Source organism: Streptomyces sp. NPDC053755, from assembly GCF_040677675.1.
GTDB lineage: Bacteria > Actinomycetota > Actinomycetes > Streptomycetales > Streptomycetaceae > Streptomyces.
The window spans coordinates 1-20,354 of sequence record NZ_JBFASK010000041.1 but is presented as its reverse complement, the minus strand read 5'-3'; the positions used below and the strand labels follow the sequence as shown (position 1 = coordinate 20,354).

Sequence of the window (20,354 nt, the reverse complement as noted above, 5' to 3'; positions counted from 1 at the left end):
AAAGGCGTTTGCCATGATCACCACCGACTTCGTACCCGGCTCCCCCTGCTGGCTCGACCTCGGCGCCCCCGACGTCCCCGCCGCCGCGGCGTTCTACGGCGCCGTGCTCGGCTGGGAGTACGAGTCCATGGGGGAGGGGGAGGACATGGAAGGCGGGATGTTCCGCAAGGACGGCAAGATCGTCGCCGGGCTCGGCAAGCTCACCGAGGAGGGCGCGCGCCCGGCCTGGATGATCTACTACAGCGTCGCCGACGCGGACGCCACGACCCAGGCGGTGGAACGGGCGGGCGGCACGGTCCGGGTCGCGCCCCGCGACCTCGACGAGTGGGGCCGGATGGCGCAGTACAGCGACCCTCTGGGAGGCCAGTTCGCCGTCTGGCAGCCGGGGACGGACAAGGGCGTCGAGCTGGTCGACGAGCCGGGCTCGCTGTCCTGGACCGAGCTGTACACGACCGACGCCGCCGCCGCGAAGGAGTTCTACGGCGGCGTCCTCGGCTGGCGGTTCGGCGACATGGAGCTGCCCGGCGGCGCGGGCACGTACGCCCTCATCACCCCGGCAGGACTCCCCGACGAGCGCATGCACGGCGGTCTCATGGAGATGCCCGCCGACGCCCTAACCCTTACGGGCGGGCGGCCGTACTGGCACCCCGTCTTCGCCGTCGCCGACTGCGACGGCGCGGTCGCCAGGGTCACCGAGAACGGCGGCACCGTGCAGATGGGGCCGGATGACGCGGAAGGAGTCGGCCGTATGGCCGTCTGCCTCGACCCGTCGAACGCGGACTTCGTCGTCCTCACGCCGTCCGCCGGCTGAGCGCCGGCCGGCCCGCGGCGTTCCGTTCCGCGGGCCGGTGGCGGCTCCCGTCGTCGCCGGTCATCGGCGCCCGCCTGCTCGGCCGGGACGAAGGCCCTTTCTGGCGGGGGCGGGTGAGGGTGCGTCACCGAACGGCTCGGCGGCGGGGCCCGCTCAGCCGGGGTGGGGCCGCGTGGCCGCCGGCGTCCCGGCGGGCGAGGGGTCGAGGTGGTGGTGGACGCGGCGCAGGAGGGAGGCGAGGGTGTCGCGTTCCTCCGGGGTGAGGGGGCCGAGGAGTTCGTCGTCGGCCGTGGCGATGTCCGCGTTCAGCTCGGCCAGCGCGGACCGGCCGGCGGGGGTGAGCCGGACCACCACGCGGCGGCGGTCGTCGGGGTCGCGGTCGCAGTCGACGTGACCGGTCTTGACGAGGTCGTTGACGATCTTCACGAGGTCGCTCGCGTTCATGTCGAGGCGCGCGGCGAGGACGGTCTTGGCCTGGGGGCCCAGGTCGGCGAGGATCGCGAGGACGGTGAGGTGCCAGAGGCGTAACCCGCGGGAGGTCAGCCTGTCCTGGAGCCTGCGTCGCGCGGCCTTGCCGATCGCGTACATGAGGTAGGCGTTGAGGCCGAGGACGCTGGGCGGGGTCATGCTCATGGAGGGCGGACCGGAGACCGGCACGCGCTCCGGGGTCGTGCCCTCGGGCGCGAGGGGCGGGGCGGTGAGCGTCAGCGTCAGGTCGGCGCCCGCGAGGGATCGGAAGACCTGCGCCCAGTCGGTCGGCATGTTCGATATGCCGACGACGGCGAACCGCGTGCCGGACGGGTCGTGCGCTGTTCCGGAGATGACCGGCTGATCCATCGCTTTCCTCACTGTTCAGATGTCACAGAGGAGGTCTGGTTAGGTTTGGCTAACCTAACTTTGACCGAGAGTGCCGGCCCGTCCCGGGACCGTCCGGGCGGGCCGGTGTACGGGGCCGGTCGTCAGGGACGACTGGTCAGGTAGCCGCCCATGGAGGTGAAGTACTCGGTCGCGGGAAGCTCCCGGCCGTCCTCGGTGCGCACGCGGGTGATCGCGAGACCGTGGTTGCGGCCGGTGCGGGCGTCGGCGCCGGCGACGATCACCACGCCCTCGCCCTCCCGGTAGAAGACGCGTCCCGGAGTGCCGCCGTAGCGCCCCTGCGAGACCACCGCGGACACGATCTCGAGCCGCTTGCCCTTGTGGAAGGCGAAGGCGCTCGGGTACGGGGCGGACTGGGCGCGGACCAGTCGCTCCAGCACCTCCGCGGGCCACTCCCAGTTGATCCGGATGTCCTCCTCGGCGCGCTTGTGGAAGAAGGTCGCCTGCGACCGGTCCTGCCGGGTGAACTCGGTCTGTCCGGAGGCGATGAGGTCGAGGGCGGCGATGGTCACCGGGGCGATGAGGTCGACCGTCTTGTGGAACAGGTCGGTGGCCGTGTCCGTCGCCTCGACCGCGACCGCGCGCTGCATGACGATGTCGCCGGCGTCGAGTTCCTCGTCCATCATGTGGGCGGTGACGCCGACTTCGGGCTCGCCGTTGATGAGCGCCCAGATCAGCGGCGAGAAGCCGGCGTACTTGGGGAGCAGCGAGTCGTGGATGTTCAGCGTGCCGTGCCTCGGCAGGGTGTAGATGCGCGGCGGGATCCACGTGCGCCAGTTGTTGGCGACGATGATGTCCGCGTCGGCGTCCTTGAGCCGCTGGAACAGCTCCTCGTCGTCGGGCCGGTTGCGGATGACGACCGGGACGCCGTGCTCCTCGGCCAGATCGGCGACGGAGTCGCTCCAGATCTTCTCGTAGGCGTGCTCGCTCTTCGGGTGCGTCACGACCGTCACGACGTCGTGCTCGGAGTCCAGGAGCGCCTGCAGGGTGCGATGGCCCCAGGTCTGATAACCGAACATGACGACCCGCATGGAGGTTCCTCCTCAGAAAAGCGACTGACCGGCGTCAAGTAAAGCAAGCCTTACCTAAGGATGCAACGACCCTTCATTTGTGGCCCAGTTGACGCGGGTGACGAGCCTCGTGTCCGTTTTGCCCCATCGACAGTGCGGCCAGATCAGGTTAGCTTTACCTAAGTTCCGCTCGGCAGCGCCGTCTTACCGGCGTGCTCGGGCTCCGCCGTTCCCCACGCCTGACAGCCGCGCCTGGCAGGCGGCTGTCCCGCACGATGGGAGTGACATGTCTCAGGCTCTTCCTGACGACGCACCACTGATCCACGACCTCATAGGAATCGGCTTCGGGCCGTCCAATGTGGCCATGGCGATCGCGCTCAGCGAGCACAACGCACGCGTCGGAAGGCAAGAGGCGGTCACCGCTCACTTCTTCGAGCGGCAGCCCCGCTTCGGGTGGCACCGCGGCATGCTCATCGACGACGCGACGATGCAGGTCTCCTTCCTCAAGGACCTGGTGACGCTGCGGAATCCGACCAGCGAGTACAGCTTCCTCTGCTACCTGCAGAGCAAGGGCCGGCTCATCGACTTCGTCAACCACAAGAACCTCTTCCCGCTGCGCGTGGAGTTCCACGACTACTTCGAGTGGGCGGCGGCCAAGGTCGACGACATGGTCTCCTACGGCCACGAGGTCGTCTCCGTCGAACCCGTGGTCGTCGACGGCGTGGTGGAGTACCTGGACGTGACCGCCCGGTCCGGCACCGAGACCGTGGTCCACCGGGCGCGCAACCTCGTCATCGGCACCGGGCTGCGTCCGCTCATGCCCGAGGGCGTCGAGCGGGGCGACCGCGTCTGGCACAACTCCGAACTCCTGGCCAAGGTCGAGGGGTTGGAGGGCACCGCTCCCTCCCGCTTCGTCGTGGTCGGCGCCGGTCAGAGCGCCGCCGAGAACGTCGCCTACCTGCACCGCCGCTTCCCCGAGGCGGAGATCTGCGCCGTCTTCTCGCGCTACGGCTACAGCCCCGCCGACGACAGCAGCTTCGCCAACCGCATCTTCGACCCCTCGGCGGTCGACGAGTACTACGCGGCCCCGGACGACATCAAGCGCAAGCTGATGGACTATCACGGCAACACCAACTACTCCGTGGTGGACATCGACCTGATCGACGACCTGTACCGGCAGGCGTACCAGGAGAAGGTCCTCGGCACCGAGCGCCTGCGCTTCATCAACGTCTCCCGCCTCACCGGCGTGGAAGAGACCACCGACAGCGTCCGCGCCACCGTCAAGTCGCTGGTGAGCGGCGAGGACAGCACCCTGGACGCCGACATCGTGGTCTTCGCGACCGGCTACCAGCAGGCGGACGGCCTCGGCCTCCTCGGCGACGTCGCCGGCCGGTGCCACCGCGACGACCAGGGCCGCGTCCGCGTCGAGCGCGACTACCGCATCGCCACCGACGCCGAACTGCGGTGCGGCATCTACCTCCAGGGCGGCACCGAGCACACGCACGGCATCACGTCGTCGCTGCTGTCCAACACCGCCATCCGGGTCGGCGAGATCCTGGACTCGATCCTCGACCGCGGTCTTCCGGTCTCCGCCGAGGTGGCCCGCCCGGTCGCCGACGGGATCGGTACGAGCCGCTAGGGAGGGCCCGGAAAGTACCGGCGTGCGCCCGCGGGGCGTCGCAGCCCCGGCGAGACCTTCCGGACGCGACCCAGGCCACGCCCCCGAGGGTCCGCCCCGATCGCATCCCTCGGGCCCGGCCCCGGGCACCCGGCCGGCCCGCCCGCCGGTCCGGTCCGGTCCCGCGTGGCGGCCACCCCGGAGCCCGGGGCGCACACTCCCCGCCCCGACGCACTCCCGTCCCCCCGTCCCCCGTACCCCCCACGCACATACCGCCGCGCTCCACCGGGTGGCGCCGTCGCACCCGGCAGGCGTGGCAGCACAGAGGAACCCCCGTGAAAGGAACATCCGTGTCCACTGGTACACGCCCCGCGCTGACGCGGCTCGTCAGAAACGTCCCCCGCGTGGCCGTCGCCGCCGTCGCCGCGCTCGCCCTGTCCGCCTGTGGGGGCGGTACGGAGAAGACCGAGTCCAAGCCGTCGGCCGGGACCGGCGCGGGCAAGCCGACCGCCTTCCCGGTCACCGTGGAGCACAAGTACGGCAGCACGACCATCGAGTCGGAGCCGAAGAAGGTCGTCACCCTCGGCCTGTCGGACCAGGACGCCGTGCTCGCCCTCGGCATCAAGCCGGTCGGCTCCGTCGACTGGTTCAAGGAGCAGCCGTACGGCAAGTGGCCCTGGGCGAAGGACAAGTGGGGCTCGACGCCGCCGCAGGTCGTCGGCGAGCGCGACGAGTACAACATCGAGAAGATCGCGGCCCTCAAGCCCGACCTGATCGTGGCGCAGTACTCGGGCATGAAGAAGGAGCAGTACGACACCCTGTCGAAGATCGCCAAGGTCGTCGCCCAGCCCAAGGACCACCCCGACTACGGCGCCCCGTGGCAGGTGATGACCCGCCAGATCGGCAAGTCCCTCGGCAAGGCCGACGAGACCGAGAAGCTGATCACCGGCGTCGACGCCCGCTTCAAGGCCGCGCGCGACAAGCACCCGGAGTGGGCGCAGAAGACCCTGGCCGTCGCCGACAGCTTCGAGGCCGGCAAGTACTCCGCCTTCACCAAGACCGACCCCAAGTCGATCTTCTTCTCCGAGCTCGGCTTCAAGCTGAAGCCCGAGATCGACACCATGGCCAAGCCCGGCTGGAACGTCGCCGAACTCAGCGCCGAGAAGCTGAACGTCCTCGACGTCGACCGTCTCGTCTGGGTCACCTCCAGCACGGACGCCAACAACCGCATCAAGGCCGAGCCGCTCTACAAGAAGCTCAAGGTCAACCAGGAGAAGCGCGACCTGTTCGTGCCGTACCAGGACCCGGACATCGGCGCCGCCTTCTCCTTCAACACGGTCCTGTCGATCCCCTACGCGATCGACGAGATCGAGCCGCTGCTGACGGCCGTCAAGTAGCCGTCAGCCCCCGATCGCGCGTCCCGTCCCGCCCGCCGCAGCTCGGCCCCGCGGGCGGGCGGGACGCGCACCGCACGTCACCGACGCACCACCAGGGAAAGGCCCTCACGAACGATGTTTGACGTCGAGTCGGACCGGACGTCCGCTTCCGGGATGCCCGTCACGGGCGGGCAGTCCGGCATCTGGCTGGCCCAGCAGATCGAGCCGGAAGGCTCGGCCTACAACATCGCGTTCGTGCTCCAACTCAGCGGCCGCATCGACCTGGACCGCCTGACGGCCGCCGTCCGCCGGGCCACCGAGGAGGCGGAGAGCCTGCACGTCCGGATCGAGGACGTGAACGGCGTACCGCGCCAGACACCCACACGCTTCCCCGTCGAGGTGGCCCACGTCGACCTGCGGGGCGAGGCCGACCCCCAGGAGGCGGCCTACCGGTGGATGGACGCCGACCGCGACCGCCCCGCCGACCTGTCCGCCGGCCCGCTGTTCGGCCAGGCACTGCTCCGCCTCGCCGACGACCGCGTCTGGTGGTTCCAGCGCTACCACCACATCGTCGTCGACGGCGCCGGCATCGCCGAGATCACCCGCCGCGCCGGCGACCTCTACTCGGCCGACGGGACGGCCACCGCCCCGGACTGGTCCCTGGCCCGGCTCGTCCAGGCGGACACCGCCTACCGCGGCTCCGAGCGGTACGACCGCGACCGCGCGTACTGGCGGGAGACGACGGCCGGCCGGCCCGAGCCCGTCCGCCTCGTCGAGCGCGCGGCCGCGCCGATGAGGCGCCGTGTCCGCCGCACCACCCAACTCGCCCCGGAAGCCGCCGCCGCGCTGCGCGCCGGGGCCACCGCCGCGGGCCGGTCGCTCTCCCGCCTCCTGATCGCCGCCTCGGCCGCCTATCTGCACCGCGCTACCGGCGAGCAGGACCTGGTCCTCGGCCTGCCCGTCACCACCCGCCAGGACCCCGGGACCCAGCGCACCCCCGGCATGGTGTCGAACATCCTGCCGCTGCGCCTCACGGTCCGCCCCGACATGACCGGCACCCGGCTCCTGGAGACGGTCCGCGAGGCCGTCTCCGAGGCCGTCGCCCACGGCCGCTACCGCGCCGAGGACCTCGCCCGTGACCTGGGCCTGGTCGACGGCGTCCAGGAGCTCGTCGGCCCGACGGTCAACATCCTTCCCCAGCCGGAGGGACTCCGCTTCGAAGGCGCCGACGCGGAGTTCGTGCCGTGCTGGCTCGGCCCCGTCAGCGACCTCGCCCTGACCTTCGGCGAGTTCGCGGAGGGCCACGGGCTCCGCATCCACCTCGACGCCGACGCGGCCGTCTGCGACGAGGCCACGCTGGCCGACCACGAGCGCCGCTTCCTCGCCGTGCTCGACGCGCTCGCCTCGGACCCCGCCCGGCCCGTCGGGCACATCGAACTGACCTCCGGCGCCGAGCGCTCCCGGCTGCTCGACGAGTTCGGCGTGGCGCCCCGCCCCGCCCCCGAGCTGTCCTGGCCCGCCGCCTTCGAGGAGCGGGTACGCCTGGCTCCCGACGCCGTCGCGCTCGTCTGCGAGGACCGGGAGCTGACGTACGCGGAACTCGACGCCGCCGCCAACCGCCTCGCCCGCCTCCTTCTCGCCCGGGGCGTGGCCCGCGAGGACGTCGTCGCCGTGGCGCTGCCCCGCTCCCCGGAACTCGTGATCGCCCTGCTGGCCGTGATGAAGGCGGGCGCGGCCTACCTGCCGCTGGACGCCGACCACCCCCAGGACCGCATCGCCTACATGCTGGACGACGCCGGCGCCCGGACGGTCCTCACCACCCGGGAGCTGTCCGACGGTCTGCCGGGCACCCCCGGCACCGCGCGCGTGCTCCTCGACGAGCCGTCCGTGGCCGCCGAGTGCGCCGACCTCGCCCCGACCGGTCCGGGCGTCCCCGTCGTCCTCGACCAGGCCGCGTACGTCATCTACACCTCCGGCTCCACCGGCCGCCCCAAGGGGGTCGTCGTCACGCACGACGGTGTCGGCAGCCTCATCGCGACCGCCACCGACCGCATCGGCGTCACCGCCGACAGCCGGGTCGTGCAGTTCGCCTCGGCCGGCTTCGACGTGACGGTCTGGGACCTGATCATGTCGCTGTGCGTCGGCGGGCGCGTCATCGTGGTCCCCACCGAACGCCGGGTCGCCGGGCCGGCGCTCACCGACTACATCGCCCACCACCGCGCCACCCACATGATCCTGCCGCCGTCGCTCGTCTCGGCGCTGCCGCAGGAGTGCGACCTGCCCGACGGCGCCGTGCTGATCGTCGGCACGGAGGCCGTGCCGAGCGAGCTCATCGCCCGCTGGGCCGGCCGCGTCCGGGTCGTCGTCGCCTACGGCCTCACCGAGGCCACCGTCAACTCCACGCTCTGGTCCGCCGACGCCGACCGGCCGGGCCCCGCCCCGATCGGGCGGCCCGACCCCAACACCCGTGCCTACGTCCTCGACTCGGCCCTGCGACCGGTCCCGGTCGGAGCCGAGGGCGAGCTGTACGTCGGCGGCCGCGGTCTGGCCCGCGGCTACCTCGGCAGGCCCGGGCTCACCTCCGAGCGCTTCGTCGCCGACCCGTACGCCGACGAGCCCGGCGCCCGCATGTACCGCACCGGCGACCGGGTGCGCTGGAGCGCCGACGGCAACCTGGAGTTCCTCGGCCGCGCCGACGGACAGATCAAGATCCGCGGCCACCGCATCGAGCCCGGCGAGGTCGAGAGCGCCTTCATGGCCTGCCCTGGCGTCGCCCAGGCCGCCGTCCTCGTCCGCGAGGACCACCGCGGCGTCAAGCGCCTGGTCGCCTACCTCGTGGCCGAGTCCGGCACCGACGCGGACGCGGCCGTCGCCGACGCCCGCTCCCGGATCGCGGAGGCACTCCCGGACTACATGGTGCCCTCCGCGCTTGTACGCCTCGACGGACCCCTGCCGCTCACCCCCAACGGCAAGCTCGACAGCCGCGCGCTGCCCGCACCGCAGTGGACCGCGATGGCCGGAGACGACGCGCCGACCGGCCCCGTCGAGACCACCCTCGCCCGGCTCTTCGCCGAGGTCCTCGGACTGCCGTCGGTCGGCGTCCACGACAGCTTCTTCGAGCTGGGCGGCGACAGCATCGTCGCCATCCAGATGGTGAACCGCGCCCGGGAGAGCGGACTCGCCCTCACCCCGCGCGACGTCTTCCGGCAGCGCACGGTGGCGGCGCTCGCCAGGACCGCGGGACGGATCGATCCCGCGGCCGGCGCGGCGACCGCCCCGGCGGTCGTCCTCGACGAGGACGCCCTGCCCGTCTCGCCGCTCCAGGAGGGCTTCTTCTTCCACGCCTCGTTCGACCGGGAGGACGACGACCTCTACGTCGTCCAGGAAGTCCTCGACCTCGCGGGCACCGTCGACCCCGAGCGGCTGCGCCGGGCGCTGCAGCTGATGCTCGACCGGCACCCGCTGCTGCGCGCCTCCTTCCGACAGCTCCCCGGCGGCGAGGTCGTCCAGCGGCTCGCCGACCGGGTGACCCTGCCCTGGCGCGAGGCCGACACCGCCCCGACCGGCCTGGCGGACATCCTGCGGCGCGACCGCGCCGAGGGATTCGACCTGGCCGCCCCGCCCCTGCTGCGGGCCACCCTGATCCGGGACGGGCAGCGCCGGCGGCTGCTGCTCACCCTGCACCACATCATCGCCGACGGCTGGTCCGTCTCCGTCCTGCTGCGCGAACTCACCGCCGCGTACGCGGGCGAGCCCCTGCCCGAGCCCGTCGCACCGCGCGCCTACCTGTCCTGGCTGGCCGGCCGGGACCGTGACGCCGCCCGCGACGCCTGGGCCCGGGCGCTCGCCGGCCTCGACGGACCGACCCGGCTGCCCGCCCTCACCACCGACGACGGCGCCGGCTCCGCGCGCCGGGCCCGGCACGAGCACGTCGACCTCCGGCTGCCCGAGGTGTTCACCGCCGACCTGACGGCTCGGGCCCGGTCGGCCGGCCTCACCTTGAGCACCGTCGTCAACGGCGCCTGGGCCCTGCTGCTCGGCGCGCTCACCGGCAGCCGGGACATCGTGTTCGGCACCACCGTGTCCGGGCGCACCACGGAGGTCGAGGGCCTGGACGCGGCCGTGGGCCTGTTCATCAACACCGTCCCGGCGCGTGTGACCCTGCGCGCCGAGGAGTCCCTCGCCGACCTGCTGCGGCGGGTCCAGGACGAGCACGCGGCGCTCCTGGACCACCAGCACCTCGGCCTCGCCGACATCCAGCGCGTCGCCGGCGGCGGTGAACTCTTCGACACCCTCGTGGTCTTCGAGAACTACCCGGCGGGCGACCTCGCCTCCGCCGGCGGGCCGGTGGCCCCGCTGGTCACCGGCGTCGAGGTCCTCGACGCCGTGCACTATCCGCTCGCCCTCATCGTGGAACCCCGCGACGGGCACCTCGCGCTGCGGTTCGCGTACGACGCCGCCCGGCTCGACCAGGTCGCCGTGGCCGTCCTCGCCAACCGCTTCGAGACGCTGCTGCGCACCCTCACCACCGACCCCGGCCGCACCGTCGCCCGCCTCGGCCTGCTGTCCGGCCGCGAGCGGGAGCGCCTCGCCGAGCTGAACGCCACCGCGCGCCCGCTCCCCGACACCGGCGCCACCCTCGCCACGCTCTTCGCCGCGCAGGCGGCCCGCACCCCCGAGGCCCCCGCCGTCGTCTTCGAGGGCACCACCCTCACGTACGCCGCACTCGACCGGCGCGCCGAGGCCCTGGCCCGGCGGCTTCGGGCCGCGGGCGCCGGCCCGGAGCGGTTCGTCGCCGTCGCGGTGCCCCGCTCGGCGGAGCTGATGGTGGCGCTCCTCGCCGTCCACAAGGCGGGCGCGGCCTACCTGCCCGTCGACCTCGACTACCCCGCCGATCGGGTCGCGTTCATGCTCGGCGACTCCGGCGCGCGCACGGTCGTCACCACCTCCGCGTCCGCGGACCGGCTGCCCCCTGTGCCGGGCCTGGCACACGTCCTCGTGGACCGCGAGGACGAGGCCCCGGAGCACGACGGGCGGGCCCCCGCGCCGCTCGAGCCGGCGGGACCCGACCACCCCGCGTACCTCATCTACACCTCCGGCTCCACGGGCCGCCCCAAGGGCGTCGTCGTCACCCACCGGGCCATCGTCAACCGGCTGGCCTGGATGCAGGGCGAGTACGGCCTGACCGCCGACGACCGGGTGCTGCAGAAGACCCCGTCGAGCTTCGACGTGTCCGTGTGGGAGTTCTTCTGGGCCCTGGTCGAGGGCGCCGCCGTCGTCCTCGCCCGGCCCGACGGCCACCGCGACCCGGCGTACCTGGCCGACCTGATCCGCGCCGAGCGGATCACGACCGCCCACTTCGTCCCGTCGATGCTGGCCGCGTTCGTCCGGACCCTGGAAGCCGCCCCCGCCGCCCCCGACTGGGCCGCGAGCCTGCGCCGGGTCTTCTGCAGCGGCGAGGCGCTCACCGGCCCCGACGCCCGCCGCTGGTCCGACCTGACGGCCCGGCATGCCCCCGGCCCGGTGCCGCTGCACAACCTCTACGGGCCCACCGAGGCGGCCGTCGACGTGACCTTCTTCCCGTACGAGGGCGGCACCGAACTCGCCGTCCCCATCGGCCGGCCCGTCTGGAACACCCGCCTGTACGTCCTCGACGCCTTCCTGCGACCCGTCCCGGACGGCGTCCCGGGCGAGCTGTACCTCGCCGGTGTGCAGCTGGCACGCGGCTACCACGCGCGGTACGGCCTGACCGCCGAGCGGTTCGTCGCCGACCCGTTCGGGGAGCCCGGCGCCCGGATGTACCGCACCGGCGACCTGGTCCGGCGCAGGGCCGACGGGACCGTCGAGTACCTCGGCCGCACCGACCGGCAGGTGAAGATCCGCGGCAACCGCATCGAACCGGGCGAGATCGAGGCGGCTCTCGCCGGCCTGCCGGGCGTCGCCCGCGCGGCCGTCGTCGTCCGCGACGGGGCCCTCGTGGGCTACGCGGTCCCCGCTCCGGGGACCACCGTCCCGGACGGTGACGCCCTGCTCGGCGCCCTCGCCGGGGCGCTGCCCGCCGGCATGGTGCCCAGCGCCGTCGTCACCCTCGACGCACTGCCCCTGAGTCCCAGCGGGAAGCTCGACCAGAACGCCCTGCCCGCACCGTCCACCGCGCCCAGGGCGGGCGGACGCGCACCCCGCGACGAGCGCGAGAGCGCGCTGTGCGAGATCTTCACCGCCGTCCTCGGAACGCCGGGGATCGGCCCCGACGACGACTTCTTCATGCTCGGCGGCGACAGCCTCACCTCGATCGCCGTCGTCACCCAGGCCCGGGAAAGGGGACTGACCATCAGCCCGCGCGACGTCTTCGAGCACCGTACGCCCGCCGCGCTCGCCGCGACGGCCCAGGACGCTCCGCACCCCCAGGACGGCGCCACCCCGGCGGCCCCGCCCGCCGACGCTCCCGCCCTCACCGTGTCGGCCACCGACGCCGGACAGGCCGCCGCCGCGCTCCAGGCCATGCTGGCCCAGCAGAGCCTGTCCGGCGCGGCCGTCGACCCCGCTCTCCAGGCTCTGCTCGGCCAGCTGACCGCCGCCGCCGCGGCCGGCCCCGAGGAACCGCCCGCGCCCGCCCCGCTCGGCGGACTGGAGCTGACCGACGAGGAGACCGCGCGCGTCGAGGCCGCCGCCGGACTGCCCGTCGCCGACATCTGGCCGCTCTCCCCGCTCCAGGAGGGCATGTACTTCCACGCGACCTACGACGCGGGCGACGCCCTCGACGTCTACCTGTCGCAGGAGAACCTGGACTTCGACCACCGCCTCGACGCGGACCGCCTGCGCGCCGCCTGCCGCGCCCTCCTCGCCCGCAACGCCGGCCTGCGCGCCGGATTCACCAGTGACGGCCTGCCGCGGCCCGTGCAGTTCATCGCGGACGGGGCCGAGATCCCGCTCGTCGAGACCGACCTGTCCGGCCTGCCCGCCGACGAGCAGCGCGCCCGCGTCGACGAGCTGCTCGCGGCCGACCGCCGCCGCCGCTTCGACCTCTCCGCGCCGCCCCTCTGCCGCCTCCAGCTGATCCGGCTCGGCGAAGGGCGCGACCGGCTCGTCGTCACCCACCACCTCATCCTGTGGGACGGCTGGTCCGCCTGGCTGTTCCTGGAGGAGCTGTTCACGCTGTACGAGCGCGGCGGCGACACCACCGGTCTGCCCGACCCCGGCTCCTACCGCGACTACCTCGCCTGGCTCGACGAGCAGGACACCGCCCAGGCCGTCGGCGCGTGGCGCGACGCGCTCGCCGGCTTCGACGAGCCGACCCTCGTCGCCCCCGCCGGCCGCGACGCGGACCCGGTCATCCCGGCCGACTTCGACGCCCTGCTCACCCGGGAGACCAGCGACGGTCTGCGGGCCCTGGCCCGCCGCCACGGCCTCACCCTCAACACCGTCCTCAACGCCGCCTGGGGCCTGGTCCTCTCCGCGATGACCGGCCGCGCCGACGTCGCCTTCGGCACCGCCGTGGCGGGACGCCCCACCGACGTGCCGAACGCCGCCGGCATCATCGGCATGTTCCTCAACACCATCCCGGCGCGGGTCGCCTTCGCCCCGGACGAGCCGCTGCTCGACCTGCTGCGCCGCATGCAGTCCGAGCGCGCCGCCGTCATGCCGTACGAGTACGTCGGCCTCGGCACGCTCCAGCAGGAGACCGGTCACCGCCGCCTCTTCGACACGCTCTTCGTGCTCCGCTCCGCCGACGGCGAGGACCGGGCCGCGGCGCTGCGGCAGCGGTACGGCATCACCGACGTGTCGAACGTCGACGGCACCCACTTCCCGCTGACCCTGATCGTCACGCCCGAGACCCGGCTCCGGGTCACCCTGGCCGCCCGGCCCGACCTCTTCGACGCCGAGGCGGCGACCACCGTCCTCGGACGGTTCACCACCGTCCTCGAGCGGCTCGCCGCGACCCTCGGCGCCCCGGACGCGGCCACCGCCCGGACCGTCGGCGTCGACCTGCTGCTGCCCGCCGAGCGTGCCGCGCTGACCGCCGAGTGGACCGACAGCCGCGAGCCGGTGCCGAACGAGACCGTCGCCGACATGCTGACCGCCCAGGTCGCCCGTACCCCGGACGCGGTCGCGCTGGTCTTCGGCGAGCGCGCCCTCACCTACGCCGAACTGGACGCGCACATCAACCGGATCGCCCGGCTGCTGCTCGCCCGGGGAGCCGGCCCGGAGAAGGTCGTGGCGCTGGCCCTGCCCCGCTCCATCGACATGGTGGCTGCGCTCTTCGCCGTCCTGCGGACCGGAGCCGCCTATCTGCCGCTGGACCTGGACCACCCGGCCGACCGGCTGCGCCTGATGGCCGAGGACACCGGCCCGCTGTGCCTGGTGTCGACCACGGCCGTCGCCCCCACCCTGTGCGCGGACGCGGTCCCCGTCGCACCCGAACTCCTCCTCGACGACGCGGCCGTCGCCGCCGAACTGGCCGCCCTCTCCGGCGACGAGGTCACCGACGCCGAGCGGCCCGCCTTCGCGCGGGACATCGCCGACCGCCTGGAGCACCCGGCGTACGTCATCTACACCTCCGGCTCCACCGGCCGCCCCAAGGGCGTCGTCACCCCCTACCGGGGCCTGACGAACATGCAGCTCAACCACCAGAAGGAGATCTTCGACCCGGCCATCGCCTCGGCCGGCGGCCGGCGGCTGCGCATCGCGCACACCGTCTCCTTCGCCTTCGACATGTCCTGGGAGGAGCTGCTCTGGCTCGTCGAGGGCCACGAGGTCCACGTCTGCGACGAGGAGCTGCGACGCGACGCCGAGGCCCTGGTCGCCTACTGCGACACCCACCGGGTCGACGTCGTCAACGTGACGCCCACCTACGCCCAGCTGCTCATCGAGGAAGGACTCCTCGACCGCGACGAGAAGGCCGGCAAGCACCGTCCGGCCCTGGTCCTGCTCGGCGGCGAGGCCGTGTCCGACACCGTGTGGACGAAGCTGCGCCGCACCGACGGCACGTACGGCTACAACCTCTACGGACCGACCGAGTACACGATCAACACGCTCGGCGGTTCCACGACCGACAGCCCCACCCCCACGGTCGGCCTGCCCATCCGCAACACCCGTGCCTACGTCCTCGACACCATGCTGCGGCCCGTCCCGCAGGGCTGCCCCGGCGAGCTGTACATCGCCGGCACCGGCCTGGCCCGCGGCTACCACGACCGTCCCGCACTCAGCGCCGAGCGGTTCGTCGCCGACCCCTACGGCGAACCGGGGGAGCGGATGTACCGCACGGGCGACCTCGTGCGCCGGCGGCCCGACGGCCTGCTCGACTTCCTCGGCCGCACCGACGACCAGGTCAAGATCCGCGGATACCGCATCGAACTCGGCGAGATCTCCTCCGCCCTGTCCGCGCACCCCGAGGTCGCCCACGCGGCGGTGGTCGTCGACGAGAGCACCGGCACGAAGCGCCTCGTCGGCTACTTCGCGCCGGAGGACGGCGTCACGGCCGACGACCACCTGCTCCAGCGGCTGCGCGACCACCTGAGGACGGGCCTGCCCGACTACATGGTCCCCTCCGCCCTCGTCCCCGTGGACACCCTGCCGATCACCGTCAACGGCAAGCTGGACGTCCGCGCCCTGCCCGCCCCCGACTTCGCCGGGACCGGCACCAGCCGCGCACCGCGCGACCCCCGCGAGGAGACGCTCTGCGCGCTCTTCGCCGAGGTCCTCGGCCTGCCCGAGGGCAGCGTCGGCATCGACAGCGACTTCTTCGAACTGGGCGGCCACTCCCTGCTCGCCACCCGCCTCGTCAGCCGGGCCCGTACGGCGCTCGACACCGAACTGGCCATTCGCGACCTGTTCGAGGCCCCCACCGTCGCCGAGCTGGTCGAGCGCGCGGCCCGCTCCGGCGGCGCCGCCCGCCCGGCGCTGACCGCCGTGGAGCGGCCCGAAGAACTGCCGCTGTCCCACGCCCAGCAGCGCCTGTGGGTCATCCAGCAGATCGAGTGCACCTCCGCCGCCTACAACTTCCCGCTGGTCATGCGGCTGCGCGGCGCGCTCGACGCCGACGCGTGGGAGGCGGCCCTGGCCGACGTGACCGCCCGGCACGAAGCCCTGCGCACCGTGTTCGTCGACCGCGACGGCCAGGCGCTCCAGCGCGTGCTGCCCGCCGAGGAGGCGCGCCCCGTGGTGGAGCGGCTGCGCGCCGCCGAGGACGAGGTGCCCGGCATCGTCGACGCGGCCGCCAACCGCCCCTTCGACCTGGCCGCCGAACTGCCCCTGCGCGCCACGCTCGTGGAGCTGGCGCCCGAGGACCACGTCGTCGTCCTGCTGCTGCACCACATCACCACCGACGAGTGGTCGGACCGCCCGTTCCTGCGCGACCTGGCCACCGCCTACACCGCCCGCCTCGGCGGCTCGGCACCCGACTGGGAGCCGCTCCCGGTCCAGTACGCCGACTACGCCCTGTGGCAGCAGCGCCTCCTCGGCGACCCGGCCGACGCCGGCAGCCTGGCCTCCCGGCAGCTGGAGTACTGGCGGACGGCGCTGGACGGCGCCCCCGAGGAGCTGGAACTGCCCACCGACCGGCCACGCCCGGCACGGCCGGCGTTCTCCGGCGCCGAACTCGACATCGTGTTCGACGCCGACGTCCACGAGGGCCTGCGGCGGCTCGCCCGCCAGTCCGGGGCCAGCATGTTCATGGTGGCGCACGCCGCCGTGGCCGCCCTGCTGCACCGGATGGGCGCCGGGACGGACATCCCCCTCGGCTCGCCCATCGCCGGCCGCGGCGACGAGGCCCTGGACGACCTGGTCGGGTTCTTCGTCAACACGCTGGTGCTGCGCACCGACCTGACCGGCGACCCCAGCTTCATGGAGCTGCTCGGCCGGGTCAGGGAGACCGACCTGGCGGCGTTCTCGCACGCGGACGTGCCCTTCGAGGCGGTCGTGGAGAGGCTCAACCCCACCCGCTCGCTGTCCCGCAACCCGCTCTTCCAGGTGATGGTCGGCTACCACGCCCGCACCGGCGACGGACTGGAACTGCCCGGCCTCCACGCCGACTACGTGCCCTTCCGTGTCCGCTCCGCCAAGTTCGACCTCGTCTTCAGTTTCACCGAGCACACCCCGGCCGACGGCTCGACGGGCTCCCTCGGCTGCCGCCTGGAGTTCGCCACCGAGCTGTTCGACCAGGAGACCGCCGAGCGCCTCGGCGAGCGCCTCAGGACGCTCGTCACGGCCCTGGTCGCCGCGCCCGAGCGGCCCGTCTCCCGGGCGGAGATCCTCCGCGACGACGAGCGCCGGCTGGTCCTGGAGGGCTTCAACGCCACCGCCCGCGAGGTCGACGAGAAGACCTTCCCCGCCCTGTTCGCGGAGAGGCTCGCCGAGCGCCCCGACGCCGTCGCCGTCGTCGACCGCTCCCGCTCCGTGTCCTACGCGCAGCTGGACGCCCGGGCCAACCGCATCGCCCGGCTCCTCGCCGCACGCGGCGTGGCCGCCGAGAGCGTCGTCGGCGTGGCGGTGCCCCGCTCGGTCGACATGGTCGCCACGGTCCTCGCGGCCCTGAAGCTGGGCGCCGCCTTCCTGCCGCTCGACCTGGTGCACCCGGCCGACCGCCTCACGTACATGATCGAGGACTCCCGGGCCGCCCTCGTGGTCGGCACCGAGCCGGTGGCGGGCAAGATCCCCGATGTGGCGGGCGTACCGGCGGTCCTGCTCGACGACCCCGCCACCGCCGCCGAACTGGACGCCCTGCCCGGAACCCCCGTCGACGGCGGCCGGATCGCCCTCGACCAGGCCGCGTACGTCATCTACACCTCCGGATCGACCGGCCGCCCCAAGGGCGTGATCGTCCCTCACGAGGGCATCGCCAGCCTGGTCGCCACGGCCGTCGACCGGATGGGCCTGGAGCGCGACAGCCGCGTCCTGCAGTTCGCGTCCATCGGCTTCGACGTCTTCGCCTTCGAACTGTCCATGGCGCTCTGCCACGGCGGCAGGCTCGTCCTCATCACGGACGAGGCCCGGGTCGCGGGCCCCGCGCTCACCGACTTCCTCCAGGACCAGCGGATCACCCACATGATCCTTCCGCCGTCCCTGGTGTCCGCCCTGCCGCCGGGCTGCGAACTGCCCGAAGGGTCGACCGTCCTGGTCGGCACGGAGACCGTGCCGCCGGACCTGTTCGAGCGGTTCGGCGCCACGGCCCACCTGATCTGCGCGTACGGCCTGACCGAGGCGACCGTCAACTCCACGCTCTGGCCCGCACGCGAGCAGACGGGCCGCCCGACCGGCCGGGTGCCCATCGGCCGGCCCGACCCGAACACCCGCTGCTACGTCCTCGACGACCATCTGCGTCCCGTTCCGCCCGGTGTCGCCGGCGAGCTGTACGTCTCCGGACGCGGCCTCGCCCGGGGCTACCTCGGCAAGGCCGGGCTGACCTCCGAGCGGTTCGTCGCCGACCCCTACGGCCCGCCCGGCAGCCGGATGTACCGCACCGGCGACCGCGCCCGCTGGCGCGCGGACGGCAACGTCGACTTCCTCGGGCGGGTCGACACCCAGGTGAAGGTGCGGGGCTTCCGCATCGAACTGGGCGAGATCGAGGCGGTCCTCGCCTCGCACCCGTCCGTGGCCCAGGCCGCCGTCGTGCCCGACCGCGACGGCGACATCGTCCGCCTGGTCGGATACGCCGTCCGGGAGGCGGGCGAGGCCGGGGAAGCGGCGCCGCACGAGCTGCGCGCCCACGTGGCCGGCGTCCTGCCCGAGTACATGGTCCCGGCGCTCGTCGTCCCGCTGGACGGCCCGCTCCCGCTGACGCCCAACGGCAAGCTCGACCGCAAGGCGCTGCCCGCGCCGGACTGGGCCGCCATGACCGGCGACACCCGGCCGACGAACGGGACGCAGGCCAGGCTCGCCGCACTGTTCTGCGACATCCTCAAGCTGGACAAGGTCGGCGTCCACGACAACTTCTTCGCGCTCGGCGGCCACTCCATGGCCTCGATGCGGCTCCTGGGCCGCATCCGCGCCGAGTTCGGGGTGGAACTGAGCATCCGCGACGTCTTCGACGCGCTGACCGTCGCCGGACTGGAGGGCAAGCTGAAGGGCGGGGCGGCCGCCCGCCCGGCGCTGCGCCCGCAGGACGCCGGCCGTGAACCCCTCCCGGCCGCCCCCGTCCAGCGCTGGCAGTGGGACGCTTACCGCCGTACCCCCCGCTTCGACCACGCCCTCGTGCTGCGCTCACCCGGCGGCGGTCTCGACGCGGACGCCCTCCAGAGCGCGCTCGCGGACGTGGCGGGCCGCCACGAGCCCCTGCGGACGGCGTTCACGGAACGCGACGGAACCGTCCACCACCGGCCCGCCGAGCCCCCGGTGCTGGTCCGGGAGGCGTGCGGGGACCTGGAGACCCGCCTGACGGAACTCGCCGCGGGAGCACCGGAGCCGGAGCGCGCGGCACCGCTCGGGGCCCATCTGCTCACGGGAGCCGGGGGAGACCAGGCGCTGCTCCTGACCATGCACTACCTGACGGTGGACGAGTGGTCGGTCGTGCCCCTGTTCCGTGACCTGACGGCGGCCTACGCCGCCCGCACGCAGGGCCGCGCACCCGAGTGGACGCCGCTGCCGGTCACGTACGCGGACTACGGCCGCTGGGCCCGCGAGGTCCTCGGCGACCCGGACGACCCGGACAGCCGCGGCGCGCGCCAGCTCGCCTACTGGCGGGACACGCTCAAGGACGTACCGGCCGGGCTGGCGCTCCCCGCGGACGGCCCGGGCGTGTCCGCCCCCGGCGCCGGCCACGTCGGCTTCGTCCTCGACGAGCGGCTGCACGAGGCCGTGGACGAGCTGGCCCAGGCGACCGGCACCAGCATGTTCATGGTCCTGCACTCCGCCCTGGCGGCGCTGCTCACCGCCCACGGCGCCGGCACGGACCTCCCCATCGGCACGATGGTGGCGGGCCGCACCGACGACCGACTGGCCGATCTGGTCGGCTGCTTCTTCAACACGGTCGTGCTGCGCACCGACACGGCGGGGGACCCGACCTTCGCCGAGCTGCTGTCCCGCGTCCGCGAGACCACGCTCAGCGCGCTGGACCGCCAGGAACTCCCCTTCGAGGAGGTGGTCCGGGCGACCGGGCTGCCCCCGGAGGGTCCGCAGGTCATGGTGATCCACCACGAGCAGGCGGACCTGGAGCAGCTGGAGGGCGGCGTCGGTTCCCTCGACGCCGTGCCGACCGGCTCGACGCGGGCGCGGCTGACCCTCAGCTTCTACGAGCCGCGGGGTGAAGGCCCCGTCCACTGCGGTCTGATCCACGCGACCGACCTGTTCGGAGCCGCCAAGGCACGGCGGCTCGCCGACGAACTCCAGAGGCTGCTGCGCACCGTGGCCGCCGATCCCGAGCAGCCGCTTTCGGAGCTGTTCACCGCCATGTCCACAAGGAGTGAAACCGCATGAGCACCAACCCGTTCGAGGACCCGCAGGGCCGCTTCCTGGTCCTGGTCAACGAGGAGAACCAGCACTCGCTGTGGCCGTCCTTCGCGGAGGTACCGGCCGGCTGGCGCACCGTCTTCGGGGAGGACACGAGGGAGGGGTGCCTGGCGTACGTCGAGTCCCACTGGACGGACCTGCGCCCGGCGAGCCTCGCGGCGGAACAGGGCTGACGCCCGCCTGCCGGACGCCGCCGCCCGGAGAGGGGGTTCCTCTCCGGG

General features: G+C 73.4%; 7 protein-coding genes. 5 read left to right on the top strand and 2 right to left on the bottom strand.

Annotated features, from left to right (window positions below):
* Positions 1–13: 13 nt before the first annotated feature.
* Complete coding sequence (locus tag AB0K65_RS28330; RefSeq protein WP_365721398.1) at positions 14–811, top strand: VOC family protein; 798 nt, start codon at positions 14–16, stop codon at positions 809–811.
* 153 nt (positions 812–964) lie between these two features.
* Here the strand turns inward: AB0K65_RS28330 and AB0K65_RS28325 are convergent, their stop codons facing one another.
* Together AB0K65_RS28325 and AB0K65_RS28320 are read right to left on the bottom strand one after the other, a co-directional pair.
* On the bottom strand, positions 965–1,648 hold the full coding sequence (locus AB0K65_RS28325) for a winged helix DNA-binding protein (protein WP_365721396.1): 684 nt from the start codon (positions 1,646–1,648) through the stop codon (positions 965–967).
* Between the two features lie 122 nt (positions 1,649–1,770).
* The gene (locus AB0K65_RS28320) at positions 1,771–2,718 is read right to left on the bottom strand and encodes a methionyl-tRNA formyltransferase (RefSeq protein WP_365721394.1); all 948 of its coding nucleotides are present in this window, start codon (positions 2,716–2,718) and stop codon (positions 1,771–1,773) included.
* A 265-nt stretch (positions 2,719–2,983) separates the two neighbouring features.
* Between AB0K65_RS28320 and AB0K65_RS28315 the strand changes: the two genes are divergently transcribed.
* The 4 genes from AB0K65_RS28315 to AB0K65_RS28300 all read left to right on the top strand — a co-directional run bounded on the left by AB0K65_RS28315 (position 2,984) and on the right by AB0K65_RS28300 (position 20,306).
* Positions 2,984–4,336, top strand: a complete 1,353-nt coding sequence (locus tag AB0K65_RS28315; RefSeq protein ID WP_365721392.1) for a SidA/IucD/PvdA family monooxygenase — start codon at positions 2,984–2,986, stop codon at positions 4,334–4,336.
* A gap of 329 nt (positions 4,337–4,665) precedes the next feature.
* A complete protein-coding gene (locus AB0K65_RS28310; RefSeq protein ID WP_365721390.1) occupies positions 4,666–5,712 on the top strand; it encodes an iron-siderophore ABC transporter substrate-binding protein in 1,047 nt (348 codons plus the stop codon).
* A gap of 114 nt (positions 5,713–5,826) precedes the next feature.
* Positions 5,827–20,100, top strand: a complete 14,274-nt coding sequence (locus tag AB0K65_RS28305; protein WP_365721388.1) for an amino acid adenylation domain-containing protein — start codon at positions 5,827–5,829, stop codon at positions 20,098–20,100.
* Positions 20,097–20,306, top strand: a complete 210-nt coding sequence (locus AB0K65_RS28300) for an MbtH family protein (RefSeq protein ID WP_365721386.1) — start codon at positions 20,097–20,099, stop codon at positions 20,304–20,306. The genes AB0K65_RS28305 and AB0K65_RS28300 overlap by 4 nt, the downstream gene beginning before the upstream one ends.
* Positions 20,307–20,354: the final 48 nt, after the last annotated feature.

What these genes read in the sequence shown, in the direction of transcription:
- AB0K65_RS28330 (WP_365721398.1), top strand. Translation starts at nt 14, where the DNA reads ATGATCACCACCGACTTCGTACCCGGCTCCCCCTGCTGGCTCGACCTC.
- AB0K65_RS28325 (WP_365721396.1), bottom strand. Translation starts at nt 1,648, where the DNA reads ATGGATCAGCCGGTCATCTCCGGAACAGCGCACGACCCGTCCGGCACG.
- AB0K65_RS28320 (WP_365721394.1), bottom strand. Translation starts at nt 2,718, where the DNA reads ATGCGGGTCGTCATGTTCGGTTATCAGACCTGGGGCCATCGCACCCTG.
- AB0K65_RS28315 (WP_365721392.1), top strand. Translation starts at nt 2,984, where the DNA reads ATGTCTCAGGCTCTTCCTGACGACGCACCACTGATCCACGACCTCATA.
- AB0K65_RS28305 (WP_365721388.1), top strand. Translation starts at nt 5,827, where the DNA reads ATGTTTGACGTCGAGTCGGACCGGACGTCCGCTTCCGGGATGCCCGTC.
- AB0K65_RS28300 (WP_365721386.1), top strand. Translation starts at nt 20,097, where the DNA reads ATGAGCACCAACCCGTTCGAGGACCCGCAGGGCCGCTTCCTGGTCCTG.